The sequence below is a fragment of the Undibacterium sp. KW1 genome (assembly GCF_009937955.1).
Classification (GTDB): Bacteria; Pseudomonadota; Gammaproteobacteria; order Burkholderiales; family Burkholderiaceae_D; genus Undibacterium.
On sequence record NZ_AP018439.1, the window covers coordinates 1,101,561 to 1,124,012 of the forward strand.

Consider the following 22,452-nt stretch of genomic DNA (forward strand, 5'->3'; position numbering starts at 1 on the left):
CCAATGAAAATGAACTGCCCTCCAGCTCCATGGCAGATACTGCAATCAGGAATATCAAAAACAGTCATTCCGATCATTCCTCCATTGCACCCGGCGAAATCGCCATCGGCGTCGTCATAGGACGGGCCTCGGAATATTTTGACTTTTTTGTCTATGCACTGGCTTCAGTACTGGTTTTCCCCCAGGTTTTCTTTCCATTTGAACAAAGGCTGGAAGGCACACTGTATGCCTTCGTGATCTTTTCATTTGCTTTTCTGGCACGTCCGTTTGGCACAGTAGCTTTTATGGAAATCCAGAAGCGACTCGGACGTGAAGCCAAGCTCACCATTGCTCTGGTTTTATTGGGTGTATCTACTGCTGGCATTGCGTTCCTGCCAACCTATTCGCATCTGGGTGTAACTTCCATCGTCTTGTTGTCCTTGTTACGCATAGGGCAGGGGCTGGCGCTGGGTGGCTCCTGGGATGGTCTGCCTTCCTTGCTGGCCTTGAACGCACCCGAAAACAAGCGTGGCTGGTATGCGATGCTGGGGCAACTGGGCGCACCGGTAGGCTTCATGATCGCAGCGGGCCTGTTTGCCTACATGGTTGCCAATCTGTCGACTGAAGACTTTTTGGAATGGGGCTGGCGTTATCCATTTTATGTCGCATTTGCAATCAATGTGGTTGCCCTGTTTGCCCGCCTGCGCCTGGTTTCTACTAATGAATACAAGCATTTGCTCGACGAGCGCGAGCTGGAGCCTACCAATATCATTGAAATGACCCGTTCACAAGGCCGTAACCTGTTGATAGGTGCGCTCGCAGCCCTGGCCAGTTACGCACTGTTCCATCTTGTTACCGTGTTCCCCTTGTCCTGGATCACGATTTATTCCAAGCGTTCGCTGAGCGAGTTTTTGGAAATTCAGATGGTAGGTGCAGTATTGATGATGCTGGGTATCGTTATCTCTGGCCTGATCGCCGACCGTATTGGCCGCCGCAAAATGTTATTTGCGCTGGCACTGATGATAGCCGTGCTGAGTGGCTTCGTTCCTGCCTTGATGGACGGTGGTGAACTTGGGCAGGATATTTTTATTTTGCTGGGCTTTGGCGTACTGGGATTGTCGTATGGGCAGGCATCAGGTGCTGTGACTTCCAATTTTTCTCCCAAATACCGTTACACCGGTGCTGCCTTGACATCTGACCTGGCATGGCTGGTAGGGGCAGGCTTTGCACCATTGGTGGCGCTGGGGCTGTCGTCCCATTTCGGGCTGGAATATGTCAGTCTCTATTTGTTGTCCGGCGCGGCCTGCTCGGTAGCAGCGCTGAGCTTGAATCGCGCCCTGGAAATCAGGAATTAATTGATGACTGAGCGCACCGTGGTGTGCGCTCAGCGCCAGCCAAACATCATCTGCTCTGCCAGCACACGCTTTGCTGGCTTGATTACATCCAGCGCCCCCAATCCCAGCCCCAGCAAGCTCTGGCTAAATGAACCATCGGGGCTGCTGGCAAATACGCGGGCCATGCTGTCGGTGATGCGTATGGTCAGCTTCCTGTCGGTCTCACGCTCCCTGATATAAGCCTGCAAGGCTGGTGCCGGATCACAGGCAGAATTTCCATGCAGATGCCTGCTCAGTGTGCGTGCCAGTACCATGCTGTCACGCAAGCCCAGGTTCAGGCCTTGCCCTGCGACCGGGTGCAGGGTTTGCGCGGCATTGCCGATGGCGACAGTGCGTGCGGTAGCATGCGCCTGGGCGTTCAGGCCCAGCGGGTAAGACAGACGTGCCGAGGTTTTGATGAAGTTGCCCAGACGGTGACCGAAGGCGTTTTGCAGGGCTTGTTTGAAACCCTGTTCATCCAGTGCCAGCAATTGTGCTGCCTGCTCGGGACGCACACACCAGACCAGGGCATAGCCATCTTCTTGCGGCAACAGGGCCAGCGGGCCCTGTTCGGTGAAGCGTTCAAAAGCGCGTCCTGCTATCTGGGCATCAGTATTCACATGGGCGATGATGGCAGTTTGCTGATAATCATGGCGCTGGCTGCGCTGTTCCTGGTCGCCAAAAGTCCCGCCTTCTGCCTGTATCACGATGCTGGCGCTGACATGGCTGATTTCCTCCGTGTCTGCATGGCTTAGTGTCAGGCGTACATGGTCAGCAGATTCTTCGATATTGCTGACACTTGCCGGCCTCTGTATGCGTATGCCACTTTTGCTGATGGCTGCCTGCAGTGGCCGTATGATGTCGCCATAGCGTGCTACATAACCCAGGTCAGGCACTGCATAGTGAGCAGCCCGCATCAGGCTGCGGCCAAAATGGCTGCGGCGTGAAACATGGATTTCCTGTATCGCTGTGGCCCTGACCGGCCATGCACCAGCCACCTGCAGGATTTGCCTGCTACCGTAAGAAATGGCAATGGAGCGTGCATCCTGTTCTGCCTGTTCGCTAGTCTTGGCATCGTAGAGAGCAATGCGCTCAGCCGCATAACCCTGCTGTTGCAATAACAAGGCCAGAGCCTGGCCAGCAGGGCCTGCGCCACAAATCGCTATGTCGACATCATTGATGGTGTGAGTCATTTAATTCAGCACTTTCAGCGCGCACGCATTTCTGCTTCAATTTCAGCCACTGTTTTTGGTGTGTCACGGCTCAGATTCAAATGCCCGTCTGCCGTGATCAGGATATCGTCTTCTATGCGTATCCCTGTGTTCCAGTATTCTTCCGGCACGCCTTCTGCAGGGCGCACATAGATACCTGGCTCTATGGTGATGACCATGCCGGGTCGTAATTGGCGGTAAGCCCTTGTATCCCCGGTCTTTTCGGCAGCTCGATAGTCACCAACATCATGCACATCCAGACCCAGCCAGTGGCCAGTACCATGCATGTAGAACTGACGGAAGGCGGCACTGGCAATCGCATCGTCAAGACTGCCGACCTTGTTCTTGTCCAGCAAGCCAGTATCGAGCATGCCCTGAGTCAGCACGCGTACTGCTGCATTGTGACCATCCATATACACAGAACCTGGTCGTGCACATTCCAGCGCGGCCTGCTGTGACGCCAGCACGATTTCGTACAGGCGTTTTTGTGCAGGGCTGAACTTGCCATTGGCAGGGAAGGTGCGGGTGATGTCGGATGCATAGCTGTCAAATTCGCAGCCGGCGTCAATCAATACCAGATCTCCATCTTTGATCTGCGCCTGATTGCTCTGGTAATGCAAAATGCAGGCATTGGCACCGGTAGCAACGATGGAACCATACGCCGGTGCCTGCGCACCATTGCGGCGGAATTCATAGAGTAATTCTGCTTCCAGTTCGTATTCAAATTTGCCTGGCCTGGCGCTGCGCATGGCGCGTGCGTGTGCTTCGGCAGAAATACTGGCAGCGCGTTGCATCAGCGCGATTTCTGTCGCATCCTTGAACAGGCGCATTTCATCGATCAACTCACGGACATCGACCGTGATGCCGGGTGCCCTGATGCCACTGCGGCCTTTGTCACGCACGGCTTGCAGGCTCTGTTGTACCTGGCTGTCTATGTGCGGTTCCTGCGCGATGCTGTAAAACAATGTGCGTGCATCACTGAGTAATTCTGGCAGTTTGTCTGCCAGAATGTCTATGGGGTAAGCTGCATCGAAGGCAAATTCTTTGGCGGCTGCCTCTGGCCCAAAACGAAAGCCATCCCAGATTTCACGTTCAGGATTTTTTTCGCGGCAAAACAAAATCGATTGCTGTTTGTCCGCAGTGGCGACCAGCACGAGCACCACTTCCGGTTCAGTGAAACCGGATAGATAATAAAAATAACTGTCGTGGCGGAAGGGGAAGTGATTGTCGTTATTACGTATACATTCACGGGCAGTTGGTATGACTGCCACACCACCACCTTGCGCCTGCATCTGCGCCATCAGTTGTTGGCGACGTGCAGAATATGCAGAATAGTCAGTGGTGTTGATGCTCATGCTTATCCTTTGAAATTCAATGGTGCGTTCAGTGCTTCCAGTTGATCTGGTGTGCCCAGATTATGCCATTCGCCACGGTACAGCTCGCCGCCTATGAGGCCTGCATCTATGTATTCGCGCAGCAAAGGGCCGAGCTTGGCATGGTCACCCGGACGTATCGACGCAAACATTTCAGGGCGATACACGCCTATATTGCCAAAGGTGAGTCTTGGCGTGCCTTCATTCGACAAACCCATCAGTGTCAGGGCAAAGTCACCAGTCGGATGGAAGCTGGGGTTTTTCACCATATACAACCAGGCAATATCGCGTTTGTCTGCAGGATGTGGATTACCCCAGGGGTCATTTTCTTCCAGGGTATTGAGGCATTCTGCAAAATTGAAATGGGGAATATAGATATCACCGGATACCACGATAAAGGGATCATTGCCCAGCAAGTGCAGGGCCTTGGCAATACCGCCAGCGGTTTCCAGCGCCTGTTCTTCGGCTGAGTATTGTATCTTTGCGCCAAAGCGTGAACCGTCACCGAGAGCATCTTCTATCATGTGGCCGAGGTGGGCATGATTGATGACCATCTCGGTGATACCTGCTTTGACCAGGTTCAGGATATGCCAGACTATCAACGGCCTGCCGCGCACCTTCAACAAAGGCTTGGGGCAGGCATCGGTTAATGGACGCATACGTTCGCCGCGCCCAGCGGCAAGTAACATGGCTTTCATGAGTTTTATTACTCCGCCTTAGAAGGTATAGCCAACTTGCGGCGCATTGTCTTCCAGTTCATCCAGCAGGCGCAACAGCGGGATCAGTTCCTTGTAGCGATGCGAAGTCTTGCGCACATATTCCATGACAGTCGGGATATCCGCGATGTAATGGTGCTTGCCATCACGGTGAGACAGGCGGGCGAAAATGCCGAGGATTTTGAGGTGGCGCTGCAAGCCCATCCATTCAAAATCACGGTAGAAACTGTCGATGTCCGGTGCCACTGGCAAGCCAGCACGTCTGGCTTTTTCCCAGTAACGTATGGCCCAGTCAAGCACGATTTCTTCATCCCACTGTACATAGGCGTCGCGCAACAGCGACACCAGATCGTAAGTGATGGGGCCATACACGGCATCCTGGAAATCGATGATGCCAGGATTGCCCTTGTCCATCCACATCAGGTTGCGGGAATGATAGTCGCGGTGTACATATACTTGCGGCTGCGCCAGTGCGCTGGCCAGCAAATGATCAAATACCTTGTTCAGCGTCGCAGTTTGCGCATCAGTCAGAGTGACACCCAGGTGCTTGCCTACATACCACTCCTTGAAAATATTCAATTCACGTAGCAGGAAAGGTCTGTCATATTCAGGCAGGACATCGGCCTGGCTTTGCGCCTGGAACAGGATCAGGCTATCTATCGCATCCAGATACAGCTTGTGGGCATTGTCGCTGTTCAAGATCTGGCCATAGGTGTGCATGCCCATATCGGTGACCAGCATGAAACCCTGCTCCAGATCGTGTGCCAGTACTTCAGGCACCGTCAGGTTGATACTTTTCAAGAGATTCGCCATCTTGATAAAGGCTGCGGTATTCTCGGTCGCGGGCGGTGCATCGACGGCGATCAGGCTGCTACCATCTTCAGTGTCAATTCTGTAATATTGGCGAAAGCTGGCATCGGCAGATGCTGCACGCATGCTGTCCAGCTTCATGGCATGCCCATTTACGCTGGCAAGCCAGGTTTGCAGCGCTTGCTTGCGTTGTTCTTTTTCGGGGGAGATCGCTGCAGATGCTGCAGAATTCCCTGGGATTGCTGTAGAAGACATGTATAAATAGTAATGGAAGTTAGTTTGTCTGCATACTTCAAGTGGTTTTGCCAGCATTTAACCTATAATAGGCGACTGATTTCTGGCATATTGTCTGTATGATATCGTCCAGCATTGTTGGCAAAACGCTTATTGACCACTGAATTCATGCGCAGGAAACCCGTATTATCTCACTCACCGCTGTTGTTTCCTACTATCCCGGCAATTCTGGTGTCGGTTTTGGTGCCCGCCTACTTTTCACAGGCGATGGCTCAGAACGTCATCACAGCCAAGCCGGATGAAGTTCAGGCACCAACACAACTGGCAACCCCTATACCGTCGCCGCTGCCGACTCAGTCCGACGACAAGTCATCCAAAGAGTCCTTGCCCAGCCAGAAGCAACTGGAGAAACTGAGCGAAAAGCAAAAGCAGGATGACAAAAACGCCCCCGTGACTGTTCGTGCCGGTAATTTCTCTGGCAGGCCAGAGCGCTATATCAAGTTTGAGCATGATGTAGAAGTCGTCAAAGGCGGCACCCGCATCAATGCAGATGAGGCGATGTACCGTAATCTCGAAGACGAAGTCGAAGCCAGTGGTAAAGTCCGCATGACACGTTACGGCGACTGTTATAAGGGTGATGCCTTGCGCATGCAGCTTGATGCCAGTTCCGGCTATGTCGCCAATCCCATCTATAAACTCTTGCGCAATAATGCCCAGGGACACGCTGCACGCATCGATTTTCAGGATGAAGAACGTTCCCTGATCACGCGCGGCACCTACAGTACATGCGAAGGCCTGGACCCTGACTGGTATCTGCAATCAGATACCCTGAGCCTTGATACCGGCCTCGACAAGGGCGTGGCTGGCAAGTCAGTGTTGTATTTCAAAGGCATGCCTATCCTGGCGACGCCCTCGTTGACCTTCCCATTGTCGGGCGCACGGCATTCCGGTTTGCTGCCGCCGATACTGGGGGCGTCATCCAAGGGCGGCCCTGAAATCACACTGCCTTATTATTTTAATATTGCACCTAACCGTGATTTGACGCTCTACCCCAAAATGATCGCCAGGCGCGGCCTGCAACTCGGGGTAGAGGGGCGTTATCTGGGTGAGACCTATGCCGGTGAAACCAGTGTCGAAGGTTTGCTCAATGACCGCGTCACAGGCACTAACCGTTATGCGGTGGCATCGATACACCAGCAAAAATTACTGCCGCAACTGGAACTGTCCTGGAATATCAACTCCGCATCTGACGATGATTACCCGGCAGATTTCTCACGCACGATAACCAAGACTGCGCAACGCCTGCTGTTGCGCGAAGCCAATCTGACTTATTACGGTTCTTTCTGGAGCCTGGCACTCAGGACGTCGAATTACCAGGTCTTGCAGGATTTGGCTGCGCCGATAGCGCGCCCGTATGACAGGCTGCCGCAATTGCAATTGCATGCCGAGCAACACGATATTGCCGGGCTGGACTGGTCCATGGACAGCATATTGACGCGCTTCTGGCATCCGACCTTGGTGCGTGGTGACAGGGCAGTGTTCAATCCCCAGATTTCTCTGCCTCTGGTGCAGGCTGGTGGTTTTGTCATCCCGAAAATCTCTTTCCATGCGACAAACTATCATCTGGTGAATCCTGAACCAGGCAAGGAAGCTGATTTCCATCGCGTAGTACCAACTTTCTCGGTGGATAGCGGGCTGGTGTTTGAGCGCAAGACCGAGATGTTTGGCAAGGCACTGACCCAGACGCTGGAGCCCAGGCTGTTTTATGTGAATACCCCTTACCGCGACCAGTCGCGCATGCCCAACTTTGACAGTGCGGTCGCCGACTTTAATTTCGCCCAGATTTTTAGTGAAAACCGCTTTACCGGTCAGGACAGGATAGGCGACTCCAACCAGATTACTGCCGCCCTGATTTCCCGCTTTATCGAAGGCAATGGGGATGAAAGCCTGAAACTGGCAATAGGTCAGCGCTTCTATTTCAATACGCAAAAAGTCACACTTGATAATACTGTCAGCCCCAGCCGTTCAGATTTGCTGCTGGCGGCAACTGGTAAACTGTCATCGACATTGAGCGGTGAAATGGCCTTGCAACTGAGCCAGACAGACAGGCAGTCAGTACGTGCCAACTACGGTGTGCACTGGCAGCCTTCACCGAAAAAAGTACTGAACCTCGAATACCGTTATCAGCGTAACAGCCTGGAACAGGTCGATGTCTCAGCTCAATGGCCGGTGGCGGACCGCTGGTACATGGTAGGCAGGAGCAATTACTCCATGATGGACAAGAAGATGGTAGATGGCTTGCTGGGCTTTGAATACAAAGCTGATTGCTGGTCATTGCGCTTCCTGGCACAAAGGTTTGCCACCAATAGCGTTAACAATACATCGGGCTTTTCCATACAGCTGGAGTTGAATGGTCTGGCCAGGCTGGGCTTTGGTGCCAACCCGATTGATGCTTTGAGAAAGAATATTTCAGGCTACCAGTCTGGCAGTGAGCGCTAGCTTGTTGCTGTATATAAATAATTTGCTGTACTAACAATACACATGCTGTACATGCTCTGCTTGGCAGTTTATGAAACCGGAGCGAACGTGTATATTGCAACTTTTGCCCGCTTTGATGCTCTCACGGGAATGGCTTAACAGGATTTTGGACCAATATGCGACCTTTATTGCAAATGAAACAAAGTAATTTATTCACAGTACTGGCAGTGTCTGCTGGCCTGCTCATCAGCTCGACAGCCTGGTCGCAAGTCAAACTCAGCCCTATTGCTGTTCCCAAGACGCAAAACAGCAAGGCGCAAAAGGTCAACAGCATCGTTGTTGTGGTCAATGATGAAGTAATTACCCGGCAGGAACTGGATGCCCGCATGCGGGAAATAGAAATGCAGCTCAAAAAGCAGGGCACACCGTTGCCTGACCGCGCCGTGTTGCAAAAGCAATTGCTGGAACGCATGATCACGGACCGCGCCCAAATGCAGCTGGCCAAAGAAAATGGCATGCGGGTAGATGATGTCATGCTCGACCGCACCATGTTGCGCCTGGCAGAGCAAAACAAGATGAGCTTGCAAGAGTTCCGTAACCAGATCGAGCGTGAAGGCACTTCGTATGCGAAGTTCCGTGAACAGATTCGTGACGATATTCTCATGCAACGCATACGTGAGCGTGAAGTAGATAGCAAGATACAAGTATCTGAAACCGAGATCGATAACTACCTGGCAGCAGAAGCCAACAACAAGGCAGCCGCCAAGCAGGAATTGAATCTGGCTCATATCCTGATCAGCATTCCTGAAAAAGCCTCTGCTGAACAAATCGCCGCACGTCGTGCCCGCGCTGACGAAGTCTTGAAAAAATTGCGTGAAGGTGCAGATTTTGCCAAGACCGCCGTCACTTACTCAGACAGTTCAGAAGCCTTGAAAGGCGGCGACATAGGCTGGCGCGAGCAAGACCGTTTGCCGCAATTGTTTGTCGATGCCATCAGCAAGGTCAAGGTGGGGGAATTCTCTGATATCGTGCGCAGCCCGAACGGTTTTCATATCGTCAAAGTCAATGGCAAACGTGCCATGAATGATACCAAGGCTGCCGCTGCTGAACAGCAAAGCCATGTGCGCCACATTCTCATCAAGGTCAGCCAGATTGTGACTGCAGATGAGGCACGCAAGAAATTGCTGGAATTCAAGCGCAAGATAGAAGCCAAGGAAGCCACTTTTGAAGACCTGGCCAAGACCCACTCCGCAGATGGTTCTGCCTCCAAGGGTGGTGACCTGGGCTGGCTGTACCCTGGTTCTACTTTGCCTGAGTTTGAGCAAGCCATGGACAAACTGGCGATCAATCAGATCAGTGAACCTGTCACCACGCAATTTGGTGTGCACCTGATCCAGGTGACAGAGCGCAAGGCCGATGAATTATCGAAAGACAGGCAGCGTATCGCTGCCCGTCAGGCTGTGCGCGAGCGTAAGTCAGATGAAGCGCTGCAAGACTGGCTGCGTGAAATCCGTGACCGTGCCTATGTTGATTTCCGCCTGGAAGAAAAATAATGCCACAGCCCAGTTTGCCGGTCATCGCGGTAACCGTAGGCGAACCGGCTGGCATAGGGCCTGAAATTGCGATACGGGCTGCCTGGCAGTTAAGACATGAAGTCAGGTCAGTATTGATAGGCGACGCTGCCTATCTGTCCATGCTGGCAGCCGAGCTTGATCCCGCCATCAGCATGATGGGGGTATCCCTGCAAGCCTTGCGGCATCAGGGCTTGCCTGCCTCTGGCAATGAACGCCTGACCATCGTCGATTGCCCTCTGAGTGCGTTTGTGATTGCCGGCCAGCTGGACCCGCGCAATGGCCGTGCCGTCTTGCATACCCTGGATGTGTCTATCGAAAGCGTGCAGCGCAAATGGTGTGAAGCCGTAGTCACTGCCCCTTTGCAAAAAAGCACCATCAATGATGCCGGTGTAGCTTTTAGCGGTCATACCGAATATTTCGCTGAGAAAACCTATACTGGCCGCGTTGTCATGATGCTGGCCAGTGAAGCCAATGAGCATCTGCCGCAAGCCCTGCGTGTGGCGCTGGCAACCACACATTTACCACTTCGTAAAGTTGCTGATGCCATACAGTTTGATGATCTGTGGAAGACCCTGGAAATCATCCATGCTGACTTGCGCAGCAAATTTGGCATAGAAAATCCACGCATCCTGGTGGCTGGCCTGAACCCGCATGCGGGTGAAAATGGTTACCTGGGCATGGAAGAAATTGAAGTCATCACGCCCGTCATCAAAAAAGCGCAAGAAGCTGGCATGCAGGTCAGTGGCCCTTATCCAGCGGATACCCTGTTCCAGCAAAAATACCTGGAGCAGGCTGACTGCATACTGGCGATGTATCATGACCAGGGTTTGCCAGTACTCAAGCATGCGAGTTTTGGACTGGGTGTGAATATCACCCTCGGTCTGCCGCTGATACGTACTTCGGTTGATCATGGCACCGCCCTTGATCTGGCGGCCAAGGGCACGGGTCATGCTGATGTCAGCAGCATGCTGGTGGCGATACGAGTTGCAGCCAGCATGGTCAACAAGCAAGAAAAGTAAAATAAGTAAGCAGAAAATAAGTAAGAAAAATATGAAACATATCCCTCGTAAACGTTTTGGCCAGAATTTCCTGACCGATGAACTGGTCTTGAGCAATATCACGCGCGTCATCAACCCGCGCCCTGGTCAAACCATGGTCGAGATAGGCCCGGGCCTGGCTGCCATGACGCGCCAATTGCTCGATGGACTTACGCAATTGCACGTGGTGGAGCTGGACCGCGATCTGGTCGCCCGCCTGAAGAAAAATTTTTCGCCAGAAAAACTCATCATCCACGAAGGTGATGCCCTGCAATTTGATTTTGCCTCCATCCCTGTGCCTGAAGGTCAGAAGCTGCGCGTGGTGGGTAACCTGCCTTACAACATCTCCAGCCCCTTGCTGTTTCACCTGGCCGAGATTGCACCGCTGGTCGAAGACCAGCATTTCATGCTGCAAAAAGAAGTCGTCGAGCGCATGGTTGCGGAGCCAGGCAGCAAGACTTATGGCCGCCTGTCGGTCATGCTGCAGGTGCGCTATCACATGGAGTTGATGTTCATCGTGCCGCCAGAGGCATTTGATCCACCGCCACGGGTAGAGTCTGCCATCGTGCGCATGATACCCAAGCCGGGCGCTTTGCCTTGCAATATCAAAAAACTGGAAGAAGTCGTCACCAAGGCATTTTCGCAAAGACGCAAGGTAGTGCGCAATTGCGTTGCCGGTTTATTGTCAGAAGCAGATTTGATTGCTTGTGGTGTTGATCCGCAACTGCGCCCGGAAACCATTTCGCTGGAAGCCTATGTCGCCATGGCTAATCTGTTGAGCTCTCGTCAGGCCTGATACCGTTTTACTGTTCCACCATTTTGTACAATTACAAAAGGCCTGTGTTACGCCAGGCTTTCCTGCGGTCTATCAGGGTCTTCAATTGCTTGTGGGATTTTGTCACGGAATAATTGATGGATTGCAGCAGGGTAGCGGGATTGAAGGGCTTGACGATAAAGCCATTTGCCCCTGCCTTGATGGCCTTGACCACAGTCTCTTTATTATTGCTGCCTGTGACCATCAGCACCACGGTATCAGGCGAAACTTTCTTGATATGCTCGAGTATCTCCAGCCCGCTGATGTCCGGCATCATCACGTCCAGACACACTACTTCAGGTATGGTTTTTTCCAGCCAGTCCAGCGCCGCCACGCCGCTGGAAGCTTCGCCTATGACATTAAACGCTTCGCTATGCAGGATATGCTTCAGCATCGAGCGGCTGATATCATTATCATCCACGATAAAGATGCCTATGTCTCGCCTGTCCAACATGTTCATCTGTTTCCCCTGATAGTCAGATAAATACCAGTCCCTGAATTTGGCTTAATTCGTTTACGATAATTGCAGATCAGGTTTTTGTCTGCAAAAATCTAAATAAGTTAATTAATGTTTATTTTAGCAATAAACAAGCTGGCAACATGCATAATTGTGTAGCCTATAATCTGAGGCAAGAGACAGACAAACCAGGAATAACATGAACATTACCCACACTCCCGAATGGCAGGCCCTGCTGGCACATCAACAAAGGCTGGAGCAACAGCATTTGCGCGAGTTGTTTGCCGCCGACAGTGACAGGTTCAGGCATTTTTCGGTAGAACTGGATGGCTTGCTGGTGGATTATTCCAAGCAGCGCATAGACCAGCCCGCCCTGGATAGCCTGATTGCCCTGGCACGCCTGTCCAAAGTGGAAGGCTGGCGCGACCGCATGTTTGCCGGCGAAAAAATCAATATCAGTGAAGACCGCGCGGTCTTGCACACTGCCTTGCGGCATACGGATTTCACGCCCTTCCCGAACGAGGCAGAAGATGTCATGCCCAAGGTCAGGGCAGTGCGCAAGCAGATGCGCGATATCGTCGAGCGGGTGCGCAGCGGTTTGTGGCGCGGGTTCAAGGGCGATGCGATACAGACTATCGTCAATATAGGCATAGGCGGTTCTGACCTTGGCCCCAAGCTGGCGACGCGTGCCTTGTCGGCCTACCAGCATCCCGGCCTGGACTTCTATTATGTTTCTAACCTCGACAGCGCCCACCTGGCACCCTTGCTGGAAAAGCTGGACCCACGCACGACTTTGTTCATCGTCGCTTCCAAAACCTTCACTACGCAAGAAACCAGCATCAATGCCCAGACCGCACGCACCTGGTTGATGGCAGCTGCGATGGAAGAATGGGCTGTCAGCAAGCACTTCATTGCCGTCACTTCCAGCCCCGGCAAGGCACATGAGTTTGGCATACCAGATGCAAATATCCTGGAAATCTGGGATTGGGTAGGCGGGCGTTATTCGCTGTGGTCGGCGGTCGGCTTGTCTGTTGCGCTGGCCATAGGCATGAATGGTTTTGAGCGTCTGCTGGCCGGGGCCGAGACCATGGATAAGCATTTCTGTAATGCGCCGCTGGAAAAAAATCTGCCTGTCTTACTGGCCCTGATCTCGATCTGGAATACCAACTTCCTCGGTGCTGAGACCACAGCCATCCTGCCATATAACGAATCAATACGCCATTTGCCAGCCTTTTTGCAGCAACTGGAGATGGAGTCGAATGGTAAGGCGGTAGGCCGTGATGGTGAAGCGCTGAGCTGCCGGGCCAACCCCATCGTCTGGGGTGAGATAGGGGTGAATGGCCAGCATGCTTTCTTCCAGCTTTTGCATCAGGGGGGCTGGCTCATTCCATGTGACTTTGTCGTGGCTGCCTCCAGTGATTATCCTCTGCCAGGTCACCAGGCACCCTTGCTGGCCAATTGCCTGGCGCAGAGCGCAGCCCTGGCCTTTGGCAAGACCGAGGCACAGGCGCGCGAAGAATTGTCACAGGCTGGCCTCAGCGATGCCAATATCGCCAGGCTCCTGCCACACAAGGTATTTGCCGGTAACCAGCCATCGACCACCATACTGATGCCCAGTCTTGATCCTTTCCAGCTCGGCATGTTGCTGGCGCTGTATGAACACAAGGTTTTTGTCCAGGGCGTGATCTGGGGCATCAATTCCTTTGACCAATGGGGCGTGGAGCTGGGCAAGCAACTGGCGAACCGCCTGTTACCAGCGATTCTGGGCAACCAGGAATATGATTCGCATCTGGACACGTCGACCAGTGGCCTGATTGCGTATTTCCGCAGGCATGGTCACGTTTGAAAACCTGTTTCCGATCTTACTGCGCGAGCGTGGTTGTGGCTTGTATGGGGCTCATGTGCTGCTCAAAATGCTCATGTACTAGAAGTACATTCCGCTTTTTGCGCTGCGTTTTTGTTACCCTGACCCCGCTGACGCTCACTGCAGATCGTAAACAGGTTTTGAGGCGCTGGTGTAATTGAAAGAAATAGTTAAAATTTCTCGAAAGCATGTTGGCAAAGTTGACGCAAAGAATCTTGCTTGATATAAAGAAAGCTCTTAAATCAATTCAGAATGCATCTATGTGGACAGGAATTTTTGGCGTTGTCTCGGTCGTCATCGTCGTCAGCATGGTTATATTGATACGTGCCATGAATAAGGAAGCGCGCCGCGCTGATCATCAGAATTGAATAAAAAACGCAGACCATGGTCTGCGTTTTTTTATGGGTAGTCTGATTACCAGCCACCTGTATTCGGCATCGAAGCCCAGGGTTCAGTCGGTGCCAGCGGCTCACCCTGTTGCAGCAACTCTATCGAAATATTGTCTGGTGAACGCACAAAAGCCATGTGGCCATCGCGTGGCGGGCGATTGATGGTGACACCGTGATCAGCGAGGCGCTGACAAAGTTCATAGATGTTCTCTACACGGTAAGCCAGATGGCCAAAATTGCGGCCACCAGTATATTCTTCCGGGTCCCAGTTATAGGTCAGTTCTACCTGGGCATCATGGTCGCCAGGCGCTGCCAGATACACCAGAGTGAAGCGGCCTTTGGGATATTCTTTCTGATGTACCAGTTCCAGCCCCAGTGCATCACGGTAAAAACGCAGGGAGGCCTCAAGGTCGGTGACGCGCACCATGGTGTGCAGATATTTCATGTTTGCTTTCGAAAAAATCCTGCCTGAGCGTGCTTACCATGCGTACTCAGTGCAGTACAGAAGATAGGCAGGATTTTAGCTGATTTTGCAAAAAACTATTTTATGCAAACTATTCTGACCTGCTTCATATCCGTTAATCCGGAAAGAACTTTTTCTATACCGTCCATTTTCAGGGTCAGCATGCCATCTGCCAGTGCGGCAGTCAGCAGTTCAGAGACGCGGGCATGGTCTTGTATGAGTTTTTTGATCATGTCGTTTGCTACCATCAGTTCATGCAAACCTAGCCTGCCTTTATAACCTTTTGAGCAATGCTCGCATCCCACAGCCTTGTATAAAGTGAATTTGCCGGCCTTGTCGGCATATTGAGTCTGCCAGGTGGTGAACACCTTTTTCCTGGCTTCTATGGGATTTTTGACGAAGTTCTCGGTGTTCAGCAATTCCTGGCAATACTCATCCAGCAACTCCATCATCTCTTCTTTGCCTGGATGATAGGCTTCCTTGCACTTGCCGCACAGGCGCTTGGTCAGGCGTTGCGCCAGTATGCCCAGCAAGGCATCGGCGAAATTGAAGGGGTCCATGCCCATGTCCAGCAAACGGACGATGGATTCCGGGGCGCTATTGGTATGCAGGGTGGCAAATACCAGATGGCCGGTCAGCGAAGCTTCCAGGCCGATGGAAACAGTTTCCTTGTCGCGCATTTCACCGACCATGATGATGTCAGGATCGGCACGCAAAAAAGCCCGCATGACAGTGGCAAAGTCCATGCCCGCCTTGCGGTTGACCTGTACCTGGCGCAAGCCTTTCTGGGTGATTTCTACCGGGTCTTCGGCTGTCCAGATCTTGGTTTCTGGCGTGTTCAGGTGACTCAACACTGAATGCAGCGTTGTCGTCTTGCCTGAACCGGTAGGGCCGCAAACAAAGAACAGGCCATAGGGTTTGCTGACCACATTTTTCAGGCGCTCAAGGTTGTAGGGCAATACCCCCAGCTTATCGATAGGGATAGGCTCACCGGCAGCCAGAATACGCATGACCACGTCTTCCATGCCGCCAGAAGACGGGATGGTGGCGACGCGTAATTCTATGTCATAGGGGCCATATTTTTTGAACTTGATCTTGCCATCCTGCGGTTTGCGGCGTTCAGAAATATCCAGGTCACACATGATCTTGATACGCGCCAGCAGGGCGCTGCGGTAACTGGCCGGTATTTCAATATACGGTGACAGCGAACCATCCTTGCGAAAGCGTATCAGGGTTTTTTCCTTGCCTGGCCGTGGTTCTATATGGATGTCTGAGGCGCCTTGCTGATAAGCATCGATGATGATCTTGTTGATCAGTTTGACGAGTTCATTCTCCACTGCAGCAGATACTTCAACAGTGGCCTGGCCACTGTTTTCCTCGTCCTCATCATCGAGGCCTGACAGCAGTTCATCGACTGAGCCGCCATCCGACACGGTACCAAAGAACTGGTCTATGGTTTGCAGGAATTCTTTTCTGGTGGTGACCCGGTAATTGATCTTGGAAGTTGCAAACACATGGTTGACGACATGCGTGGTATTGGTATGTTCAGGATCTATGGCCAGCACGGTCAGGCCATTCTGGTCTTCCATGATGGGCAGCCAGGAATTCTGTTCGACGTACTGGCGCTTGAGTTTTTTGACCAGATCAACGGGGATGATACGTTCGGCCTTGTAGGGTTCATAGGCAACGCGGAAGTATCTGGATAAGGCCTGGCCCAGGCTGGCGATGGGAATTTTAAAATCTTCCGCCAAGACCTCTTCCAGGTCCAGCAGATTGCGTCTTGCCGCCCTGACAGCGAGCTCCATTTCCTGTGCAGACAGGATCGCTTCCGACACCAGAAAATCAAACTTGGTACGCGGTGTATTGGTTGGCAGCACCTTGCTTTTTTGGGTAAACGCCACCGCCAGGGTTTCACACAAGGCCTGCACGCCTTCGGCGGCAATGGCATTGAAGGCATCGCCCAGTTTGTGATTAATGAATTGCACCACGCCCAGCAATTCGTGGCTTTGTGCTTCGAGGATAGGGGCCACCAGCATCTGCTTGGTACGGTAACCGGTGCGCTGATCGACCGCGCTCTGGAACTTCAGGGTAGGCGAATGTGAGCGCAATTCCTCTTCATCATACACATCACGCAGGCTGAGCATGGTCCTGGTCAGGGCAACGTGACCGGCGATACTTTGGTCGGAAATGGACAGGCGCAAGTCCTTGAAAGAATTCAGGCCAGTCTTGATCTTGGAAATCAGGGTGACCTTGTCCTGCGCCACCACATAAATGGTCAGGCGGTCACATTCAAACAGATTGCAGATGTCAGGCGAGACATCGAGCATGATCTGGTCCAGGGCCTCTGCACCATGTATCTTGTTGGTCAGGGTTTGCAGGCGTTTAAAGAATTGCAGCCTGTGATCCAGACCTTCCTTGGAAGCATTTGCGGCTTGAGCAGTTACAACCATTCGTTTTCCTTTGTTACACGTTCTGCAGCATGAAGCAAGACGTAAAGTCAGAAGCTAATTATCAGCTTTAATATGATGCGCATTGCAAGATACTGTAAATTATTATTCTCTTAAGTCAATTTTTACAAAAATGTATCACGGAAGTCGAATGTCTGACCACAAAGTCAACTCTTTATAGCGTAAAGCGACAAATTAGCCTATCTTCAGGGAAGGAATGATGCATAAGGTATTCTTGTCTTCAAAGAAAGTGTTAAGCTTGCCCGGAGACCAGTAGGCTGGTAATGCCGGTCTCGGGATAACAAAGCCCCTGGTTGGACAGAGGCACACTATTTTTTGTCTTTATGAACTTACAAATTCTTGGCTGTGCAGGCGGGATAGGCGGCAATGAACCCTACACCACCAGCTTACTTATAGACGATGATGTCTTGCTCGACGCTGGCACTGGTTTGTCGCGGCTCAGCATAGAACAACTGGTGGCAATAGATCATGTGTTTATCAGCCACAGTCATCTCGATCATGTGGCTGGTCTGGCCCTGCTGATGGATGCCGTCTTTGGCAAAAGGAGCAAGCCAGTCACCGTACATGCCACGCCTGAAGTCTTGCATGCACTGAAAAACCATATCTTCAACTGGAGTATCTGGCCAGATTTCAGCACTTTGCCGAATATCGATCATCCATCCATGCAATATGAAGAGATGCAACCCGGCACGACTTTGATGCTGGGTGAGCGCACGATTACTTCACATGTGGTCGATCATGTACCCGGTTCAGTTGCGTACTGGGTACGCTCTGCCGGAAAAGGCTTTTTGTTTACCGGTGACATGGCGAGTACGCCCGCACTGTGGAAAAACCTGGGCGGGCAGGCCGCTTTGGATATGGTGATAGTGGATTGTTCTTTTCCTGATGCAGAAGCTGAGCTGGCCCTGCTTTCCAAACATTTTTGTCCCGCAGCCCTGGTCAAAGACATTGCTGCGGTACCTGCCAGTGTAGTGTTTTATATCTATCACCTGAAACCCGGGCAAGAAGCACAAATCATGGCAGAACTGGAGCAAAATAAGGACAGGAAATTTAAAGCGCTCAAAATTACTGATAATTTCAGTTTTTGAAATGCAGGGGCTCCTTGCATACCCTGTTCACAGGGCTGAAATAATGAAGCATCAATATGGACATCTGCGCTTAAGCAAGAATTTGGATACGATCTGGAGAAAGTGATTATGACTGCACTAAGCAGTAGCGAAATTGCACAACGCCTGGAAAAACTGACGGAATTAAGCCTGGAGCTGAGCAATAATCACGACACACCATTATTGCTCGAAAATATACTGCGCTCGGCAAAGAGTATCACTTATGCCGATGGTGGCACCCTGTACCGTACCAGCAAAGACAAACAAAGCCTGTGCTTCAATATTTCCCTCAATGACACCCTGAACATGTATCAGGGCGGAGTGAGAGGTCATACGGTAGACATACCCAACATCCCCCTGATTGATGCCAATGGCAACCGGAATTTGAATGCCGTGGCAGCCTATGCTGCCAACTATAAAATCTCGGTGAATATTCAGGACGTGTACACCGTTGGGGTCTTCAATTTTTCTGGTACCCGCAATTTTGACCAGCAGTTCAATTACAAAACCAAATCCCTGCTGACGGTGCCCATGCACGATCATGAAGGTGAACTCATCGGTGTCTTGCAACTCATCAATGCCAAGGACCCGGAGACTGGTGAGCTCTGCTCCTTTACCGAAACCGATCAGCGCTTTATCGAAGCCCTGGCTTCGCAGGCTGCCATCGCGCTGACCAACCAGCAATTGATCTCGCAACTGGAAAACCTGTTTGTCTCGCTGGTACACCTTATCAATATCGGCATTGATGAAAAATCTCCGCATACAGGCAGACATTGCCAGCATGTGCCCGAGCTGACCATGTTGCTGGCGAATGCCGTGCATGAAACGCGCGAAGGGCCGCTGGCGCATTTTTCCATGACGGACAAAGACCGCAAGGAATTATGGATGGCGGGCATCCTGCATGATTGCGGCAAGATTTCCACTCCTGTGCATGTAGTAGAAAAATCCACCAAGCTGGAAACCATTTTTGACCGCATACACTTGCTCGATACCCGTTTTGAAGTCTTGAAACGCGATGCAGAAATCAAGGTGTTGAAAAGTAAATGTGCCCTGTACCAGGCCAGCGTCAATAATGAAAACCTGATCGCCGAGCTGGAGCAGGGCTTGCAGGATGAGCTGGCGAAAATCGAAGAGGCAAGAAACTTCTTGCGTAAATTGAATATAGGCTCGGAAAGAACCAGTCCTGAAGACTTGCAGCGGGTGAACGACATCGCAGCATGGCAATGGACTGATGCCAGTGGCGCAGCCCAGCCCTTCTTGAATGCCGACGAAGTAGAAAACCTGTCCGTGCGTGCTGGAACCCTGAATGCGCAAGAGCGCGCCATCATCAATAACCATATTTCCACCACCATCAAGATGCTGGAAGCTCTGCCCTGGCCCAAGCATTTGCAAAACGTGCCTGAATACGCCGGTGGCCATCATGAACGCATGGATGGCAAAGGTTATCCACGCGGCTTGCGCGGTGAACAAATGTCCGTGCAAGCCAAGATCATGGCGATAGCAGACATTTTTGAAGCCCTGACCGCCAAAGACCGCCCCTACAAGGATGGCAAGACCTTGACAGAATCCCTGCACATCCTCGGCAGCTTTGCTCTGAATGGCCATATTGACCCAGACTTGTTCAATATCTTCGTCAAGAAAAAAGTGTATCTGACTTATGCTGAACGCTTCATGGACAAGAGCCAGATCGATGAGGTTGATCTGAGCAAGGTACCAGGTTACCGTATTTGAGTGTCATATCCAGACTTCCTGCTGCCGATGTTGAAAGACACGGAGTAGCAGGAAAATTTCCCGGCATAGGCAATACCTGAAACTGAGTTTGTGGAGGAAAGCTTGCAGAAGCACATCAACAAACTGACACGCTGGGGCATTTGCGTGCTGCTGATCGTCATAGCTGCCTTGCAGGCAAATGGTAATTTGCCGACCACCCTCATAGAAAAAGTCGATTACTTTATCTATGACCTGCGCATGAGATGGGAACCGACGACCTTCAACCCCGACATTGTCATTGTCAATATCGATGAAAAGAGTTTGCAGGAGGTAGGGCAATGGCCGTGGAACAGGGGAGTCGTCGCTGATCTGATAGAAAGACTGACCGACGATTACCATGTCAGGGCAGTGGGGTTGGATATCGTCTTTTCAGAACCGGACAACAGCACCGGCATACAGGTGCTCGAAGGCTTGGCGCAAAAAGAGTTAAAGGAAAATTCTGGCTTTGTAGCGCAAATGCCTGCACTCAGAAAAGAACTCGATTTTGACGACAGGCTGGCAAAGACTTTAGCAGGGCGCCCTGTGGTTTTGGGTTATGTGTTTTCAAATACTCCGGACGACAGTTCAAAAGGCCTGCTGCCACCCCCCGCCTTTGTTGATGCTGACCTGGGCGAACGCAGTTTTGAATCTGCCACCTACACCAAATACACCGCCAATTTGCCAGAGCTGCAAAAAGCGGCGATTGCCGGTGGATTTTTCAATCCCTCGCCAGATGCCGATGGGGTGATACGGGGCATTCCCTTGCTGGCAAAATATGGTACTGGCTACTATGAAGCACTATCACTGGCAACAGCACGTATTGCCCTGAATGCCAGCAAAGTCAAACCAGTGTTTCTGCAAGCTGATGGCATCAATTCTCAAAGCTTTTTGAATAATTATGGCTCGATAGAAGCGATCAAGCTTAACTCCACACCCAACAAACGCATACCCGTAGAACCATTGCTAACTGCGCTGATCCACTATAAAAGCAAGGGTGGGCCAAATGGTGGCGGGTTTGCCTATGTGTCAGCCTCGGATGTGCTCAAGAAGCGCCTGGCTGTCGATAAGCTCAAAGAGAAAATCATCTTGATAGGGACGACGGCAGCGGGGCTCAAGGACTTGCGTACGGCGCCGCTTGGACTGGATTACCCAGGCGTGGAAATGCACGCGAATGTGATTGCTTCGATACTGGATGGCGATGTCAAGCAGCGCTCTGACAGCACGCGCGGCTTTGAAGTCATACAGGTATGCCTGATCGGTTTATTGCTCAGTTTTGCACTGTCGCGTTTCAAGGCGCTGGCAGCCGTGCTGTGTACTACGGCAATGCTGGCACTGGTTATCGCCTTCAACTACTGGATGTATCAGTCCTTCAACCTCGTCCAGCCGCTGGCAACAGTGCTGCTATTGATTGTTGCCCTGTTTGTGTTCAACATTACCTGGGGTTATCTGGTTGAGTCGAGAAAGCTGCGCGGCGTGGTCAGACGCTTTGGTGAATATGTAGCACCGGAACTGGTTGCCGTCATGGCAGAAGAACCTGACAGCTACACCATGGAAGGTGAAATTCGCGAGCTGACCGTGATGTTCTCTGATGTGCGCGGTTTCACGACTATTTCCGAAAGCATGAGTGCAGCAGACTTGCGAGAATATATCAATATCTACCTGACCGCGATGTCAGAAGAAATTCGCGGCAATCGCGGCACACTCGATAAATACATAGGTGACTGCGTCATGGCTTTCTGGGGGGCACCGGTGCGCCTGGAAGATCATGCCAGGCTGGCCGTTGCCAGTGCGCTGAAAATGCAAGCCATCGCGCAAGGCCTGAGTATAGATTTTGTCAAACGTGGCTGGCCTGCCTTGAAGATAGGAGTAGGCTTGAACACAGGTGACGTGCGCGTAGGTGACATGGGTTCCAAGATCAGGCTGGCCTATACCGTCATGGGTGATGCGGTGAATCTGTCTTCACGCCTGGAAGGTATTACCAAGGTATATGGTGTCGGCGTCGTGGTTGGTGAGGCGACAAAAAATGCGGCGGCAGAATTTGCCTATCGTGAGCTGGACAGGGTCAGGGTCAAAGGCAAGACCAGGCCCATCTCGATTTTTGAACCGGTTGCCATCGCAACGGATATAGACGATGTTCAGTCTGCCTTGCTGGAACTATGGCATCAGGCACTCGATGATTTTCGCGCGCAGCAGTGGGATGTTGCCGAAAAATCTTTCCGCTCATATCTGGAAGTCCGTGCAGAAGACCTGGCAGCCCAGGTCTTTCTGGAGCGTATCGCCCACTACCGGCAAAACCCATTGCCTGCCGACTGGGACGGGGTGGCGACCTTTGTCAGCAAGTTCAGTGAATAAAACTG

General features: G+C 51.9%; 16 protein-coding genes. 9 read left to right on the top strand and 7 right to left on the bottom strand.

Annotation, left to right across the window (positions count from 1 at the left end):
* The first annotated feature begins 29 nt into the window (after window positions 1-29).
* Window positions 30-1,334: an MFS transporter gene (locus UNDKW_RS04990; protein ID WP_232063397.1), complete on the top strand. Its 1,305-nt coding sequence runs from the start codon at window positions 30-32 to the stop codon at window positions 1,332-1,334.
* A 29-nt stretch (window positions 1,335-1,363) separates the two neighbouring features.
* Here the strand turns inward: UNDKW_RS04990 and UNDKW_RS04995 are convergent, their stop codons facing one another.
* Genes UNDKW_RS04995 through UNDKW_RS05010 form a run of 4 tightly spaced genes read right to left on the bottom strand, consistent with a single transcriptional unit; the run spans window position 1,364 to window position 5,603 of the window.
* Window positions 1,364-2,545, bottom strand: coding sequence for an FAD-dependent monooxygenase (locus UNDKW_RS04995; RefSeq protein WP_162057820.1), 1,182 nt, complete (start codon window positions 2,543-2,545; stop codon window positions 1,364-1,366).
* A 14-nt stretch (window positions 2,546-2,559) separates the two neighbouring features.
* Window positions 2,560-3,918, bottom strand: coding sequence for a Xaa-Pro aminopeptidase (gene pepP, locus UNDKW_RS05000; protein WP_162057821.1), 1,359 nt, complete (start codon window positions 3,916-3,918; stop codon window positions 2,560-2,562).
* A 2-nt stretch (window positions 3,919-3,920) separates the two neighbouring features.
* A complete protein-coding gene (murU, locus tag UNDKW_RS05005; protein WP_162057822.1) occupies window positions 3,921-4,634 on the bottom strand; it encodes an N-acetylmuramate alpha-1-phosphate uridylyltransferase MurU in 714 nt (237 codons plus the stop codon).
* Window positions 4,635-4,652: 18 nt separating this feature from the next.
* A complete protein-coding gene (locus UNDKW_RS05010) occupies window positions 4,653-5,603 on the bottom strand; it encodes an aminoglycoside phosphotransferase family protein (protein WP_232063398.1) in 951 nt (316 codons plus the stop codon).
* Between the two features lie 261 nt (window positions 5,604-5,864).
* On the opposite strand from UNDKW_RS05010, the gene UNDKW_RS05015 reads away from it, so the two are divergent.
* The 4 genes from UNDKW_RS05015 to rsmA all read left to right on the top strand — a co-directional run bounded on the left by UNDKW_RS05015 (window position 5,865) and on the right by rsmA (window position 11,581).
* Window positions 5,865-8,195: an LPS-assembly protein LptD gene (locus UNDKW_RS05015; RefSeq protein ID WP_232063240.1), complete on the top strand. Its 2,331-nt coding sequence runs from the start codon at window positions 5,865-5,867 to the stop codon at window positions 8,193-8,195.
* Between the two features lie 155 nt (window positions 8,196-8,350).
* Window positions 8,351-9,727, top strand: coding sequence for a peptidylprolyl isomerase (locus UNDKW_RS05020; RefSeq protein ID WP_162057824.1), 1,377 nt, complete (start codon window positions 8,351-8,353; stop codon window positions 9,725-9,727).
* Window positions 9,727-10,767, top strand: coding sequence for a 4-hydroxythreonine-4-phosphate dehydrogenase PdxA (gene pdxA / locus UNDKW_RS05025; protein WP_162057825.1), 1,041 nt, complete (start codon window positions 9,727-9,729; stop codon window positions 10,765-10,767). Before UNDKW_RS05020 ends, pdxA begins: the two co-directional genes overlap by 1 nt.
* 31 nt (window positions 10,768-10,798) lie before the next feature.
* The gene (gene rsmA / locus UNDKW_RS05030; protein ID WP_162057826.1) at window positions 10,799-11,581 is read left to right on the top strand and encodes a 16S rRNA (adenine(1518)-N(6)/adenine(1519)-N(6))-dimethyltransferase RsmA; all 783 of its coding nucleotides are present in this window, start codon (window positions 10,799-10,801) and stop codon (window positions 11,579-11,581) included.
* 31 nt (window positions 11,582-11,612) lie between these two features.
* Here rsmA and UNDKW_RS05035 read toward each other — a convergent pair whose 3' ends face one another.
* Window positions 11,613-12,059, bottom strand: a complete 447-nt coding sequence (locus UNDKW_RS05035; protein WP_162040052.1) for a response regulator — start codon at window positions 12,057-12,059, stop codon at window positions 11,613-11,615.
* A 196-nt stretch (window positions 12,060-12,255) separates the two neighbouring features.
* On the opposite strand from UNDKW_RS05035, the gene pgi reads away from it, so the two are divergent.
* Complete coding sequence (pgi, locus tag UNDKW_RS05040) at window positions 12,256-13,902, top strand: glucose-6-phosphate isomerase (RefSeq protein WP_162057827.1); 1,647 nt, start codon at window positions 12,256-12,258, stop codon at window positions 13,900-13,902.
* A gap of 432 nt (window positions 13,903-14,334) precedes the next feature.
* Here pgi and UNDKW_RS05045 read toward each other — a convergent pair whose 3' ends face one another.
* Both UNDKW_RS05045 and UNDKW_RS05050 read right to left on the bottom strand, forming a co-directional pair.
* Window positions 14,335-14,754 (bottom strand): VOC family protein, encoded by a 420-nt coding sequence (locus UNDKW_RS05045; RefSeq protein ID WP_162057828.1) that lies wholly within the window; start codon window positions 14,752-14,754, stop codon window positions 14,335-14,337.
* Window positions 14,755-14,849: 95 nt separating this feature from the next.
* Entirely contained in the window at window positions 14,850-17,222 is a 2,373-nt protein-coding gene (locus UNDKW_RS05050) for a GspE/PulE family protein (protein WP_162057829.1), read from the bottom strand.
* Between the two features lie 341 nt (window positions 17,223-17,563).
* On the opposite strand from UNDKW_RS05050, the gene UNDKW_RS05055 reads away from it, so the two are divergent.
* The 3 genes from UNDKW_RS05055 to UNDKW_RS05065 all read left to right on the top strand — a co-directional run bounded on the left by UNDKW_RS05055 (window position 17,564) and on the right by UNDKW_RS05065 (window position 22,447).
* Window positions 17,564-18,328, top strand: coding sequence for a 3',5'-cyclic-nucleotide phosphodiesterase (locus tag UNDKW_RS05055; RefSeq protein WP_162057830.1), 765 nt, complete (start codon window positions 17,564-17,566; stop codon window positions 18,326-18,328).
* A 108-nt stretch (window positions 18,329-18,436) separates the two neighbouring features.
* Window positions 18,437-20,077: an HD family phosphohydrolase gene (locus UNDKW_RS05060; RefSeq protein ID WP_162057831.1), complete on the top strand. Its 1,641-nt coding sequence runs from the start codon at window positions 18,437-18,439 to the stop codon at window positions 20,075-20,077.
* A 102-nt stretch (window positions 20,078-20,179) separates the two neighbouring features.
* Window positions 20,180-22,447, top strand: a complete 2,268-nt coding sequence (locus UNDKW_RS05065) for a CHASE2 domain-containing protein (RefSeq protein WP_232063241.1) — start codon at window positions 20,180-20,182, stop codon at window positions 22,445-22,447.
* Window positions 22,448-22,452: the final 5 nt, after the last annotated feature.

Bases quoted from the DNA above. Each gene is read 5' to 3' on its own strand.
- UNDKW_RS04990 (WP_232063397.1), top strand. From the start codon at position 30: ATGGCAGATACTGCAATCAGGAATATCAAAAACAGTCATTCCGATCAT.
- murU (WP_162057822.1), bottom strand. From the start codon at position 4,634: ATGAAAGCCATGTTACTTGCCGCTGGGCGCGGCGAACGTATGCGTCCA.
- pepP (WP_162057821.1), bottom strand. From the start codon at position 3,918: ATGAGCATCAACACCACTGACTATTCTGCATATTCTGCACGTCGCCAA.
- pdxA (WP_162057825.1), top strand. From the start codon at position 9,727: ATGCCACAGCCCAGTTTGCCGGTCATCGCGGTAACCGTAGGCGAACCG.
- UNDKW_RS05010 (WP_232063398.1), bottom strand. From the start codon at position 5,603: ATGAAGCTGGACAGCATGCGTGCAGCATCTGCCGATGCCAGCTTTCGC.
- UNDKW_RS05055 (WP_162057830.1), top strand. From the start codon at position 17,564: ATGAACTTACAAATTCTTGGCTGTGCAGGCGGGATAGGCGGCAATGAA.
- UNDKW_RS05035 (WP_162040052.1), bottom strand. From the start codon at position 12,059: ATGAACATGTTGGACAGGCGAGACATAGGCATCTTTATCGTGGATGAT.
- UNDKW_RS05015 (WP_232063240.1), top strand. From the start codon at position 5,865: ATGCGCAGGAAACCCGTATTATCTCACTCACCGCTGTTGTTTCCTACT.
- UNDKW_RS05020 (WP_162057824.1), top strand. From the start codon at position 8,351: ATGCGACCTTTATTGCAAATGAAACAAAGTAATTTATTCACAGTACTG.
- UNDKW_RS05045 (WP_162057828.1), bottom strand. From the start codon at position 14,754: ATGAAATATCTGCACACCATGGTGCGCGTCACCGACCTTGAGGCCTCC.
- UNDKW_RS04995 (WP_162057820.1), bottom strand. From the start codon at position 2,545: ATGACTCACACCATCAATGATGTCGACATAGCGATTTGTGGCGCAGGC.
- pgi (WP_162057827.1), top strand. From the start codon at position 12,256: ATGAACATTACCCACACTCCCGAATGGCAGGCCCTGCTGGCACATCAA.
- UNDKW_RS05060 (WP_162057831.1), top strand. From the start codon at position 18,437: ATGACTGCACTAAGCAGTAGCGAAATTGCACAACGCCTGGAAAAACTG.
- rsmA (WP_162057826.1), top strand. From the start codon at position 10,799: ATGAAACATATCCCTCGTAAACGTTTTGGCCAGAATTTCCTGACCGAT.
- UNDKW_RS05050 (WP_162057829.1), bottom strand. From the start codon at position 17,222: ATGGTTGTAACTGCTCAAGCCGCAAATGCTTCCAAGGAAGGTCTGGAT.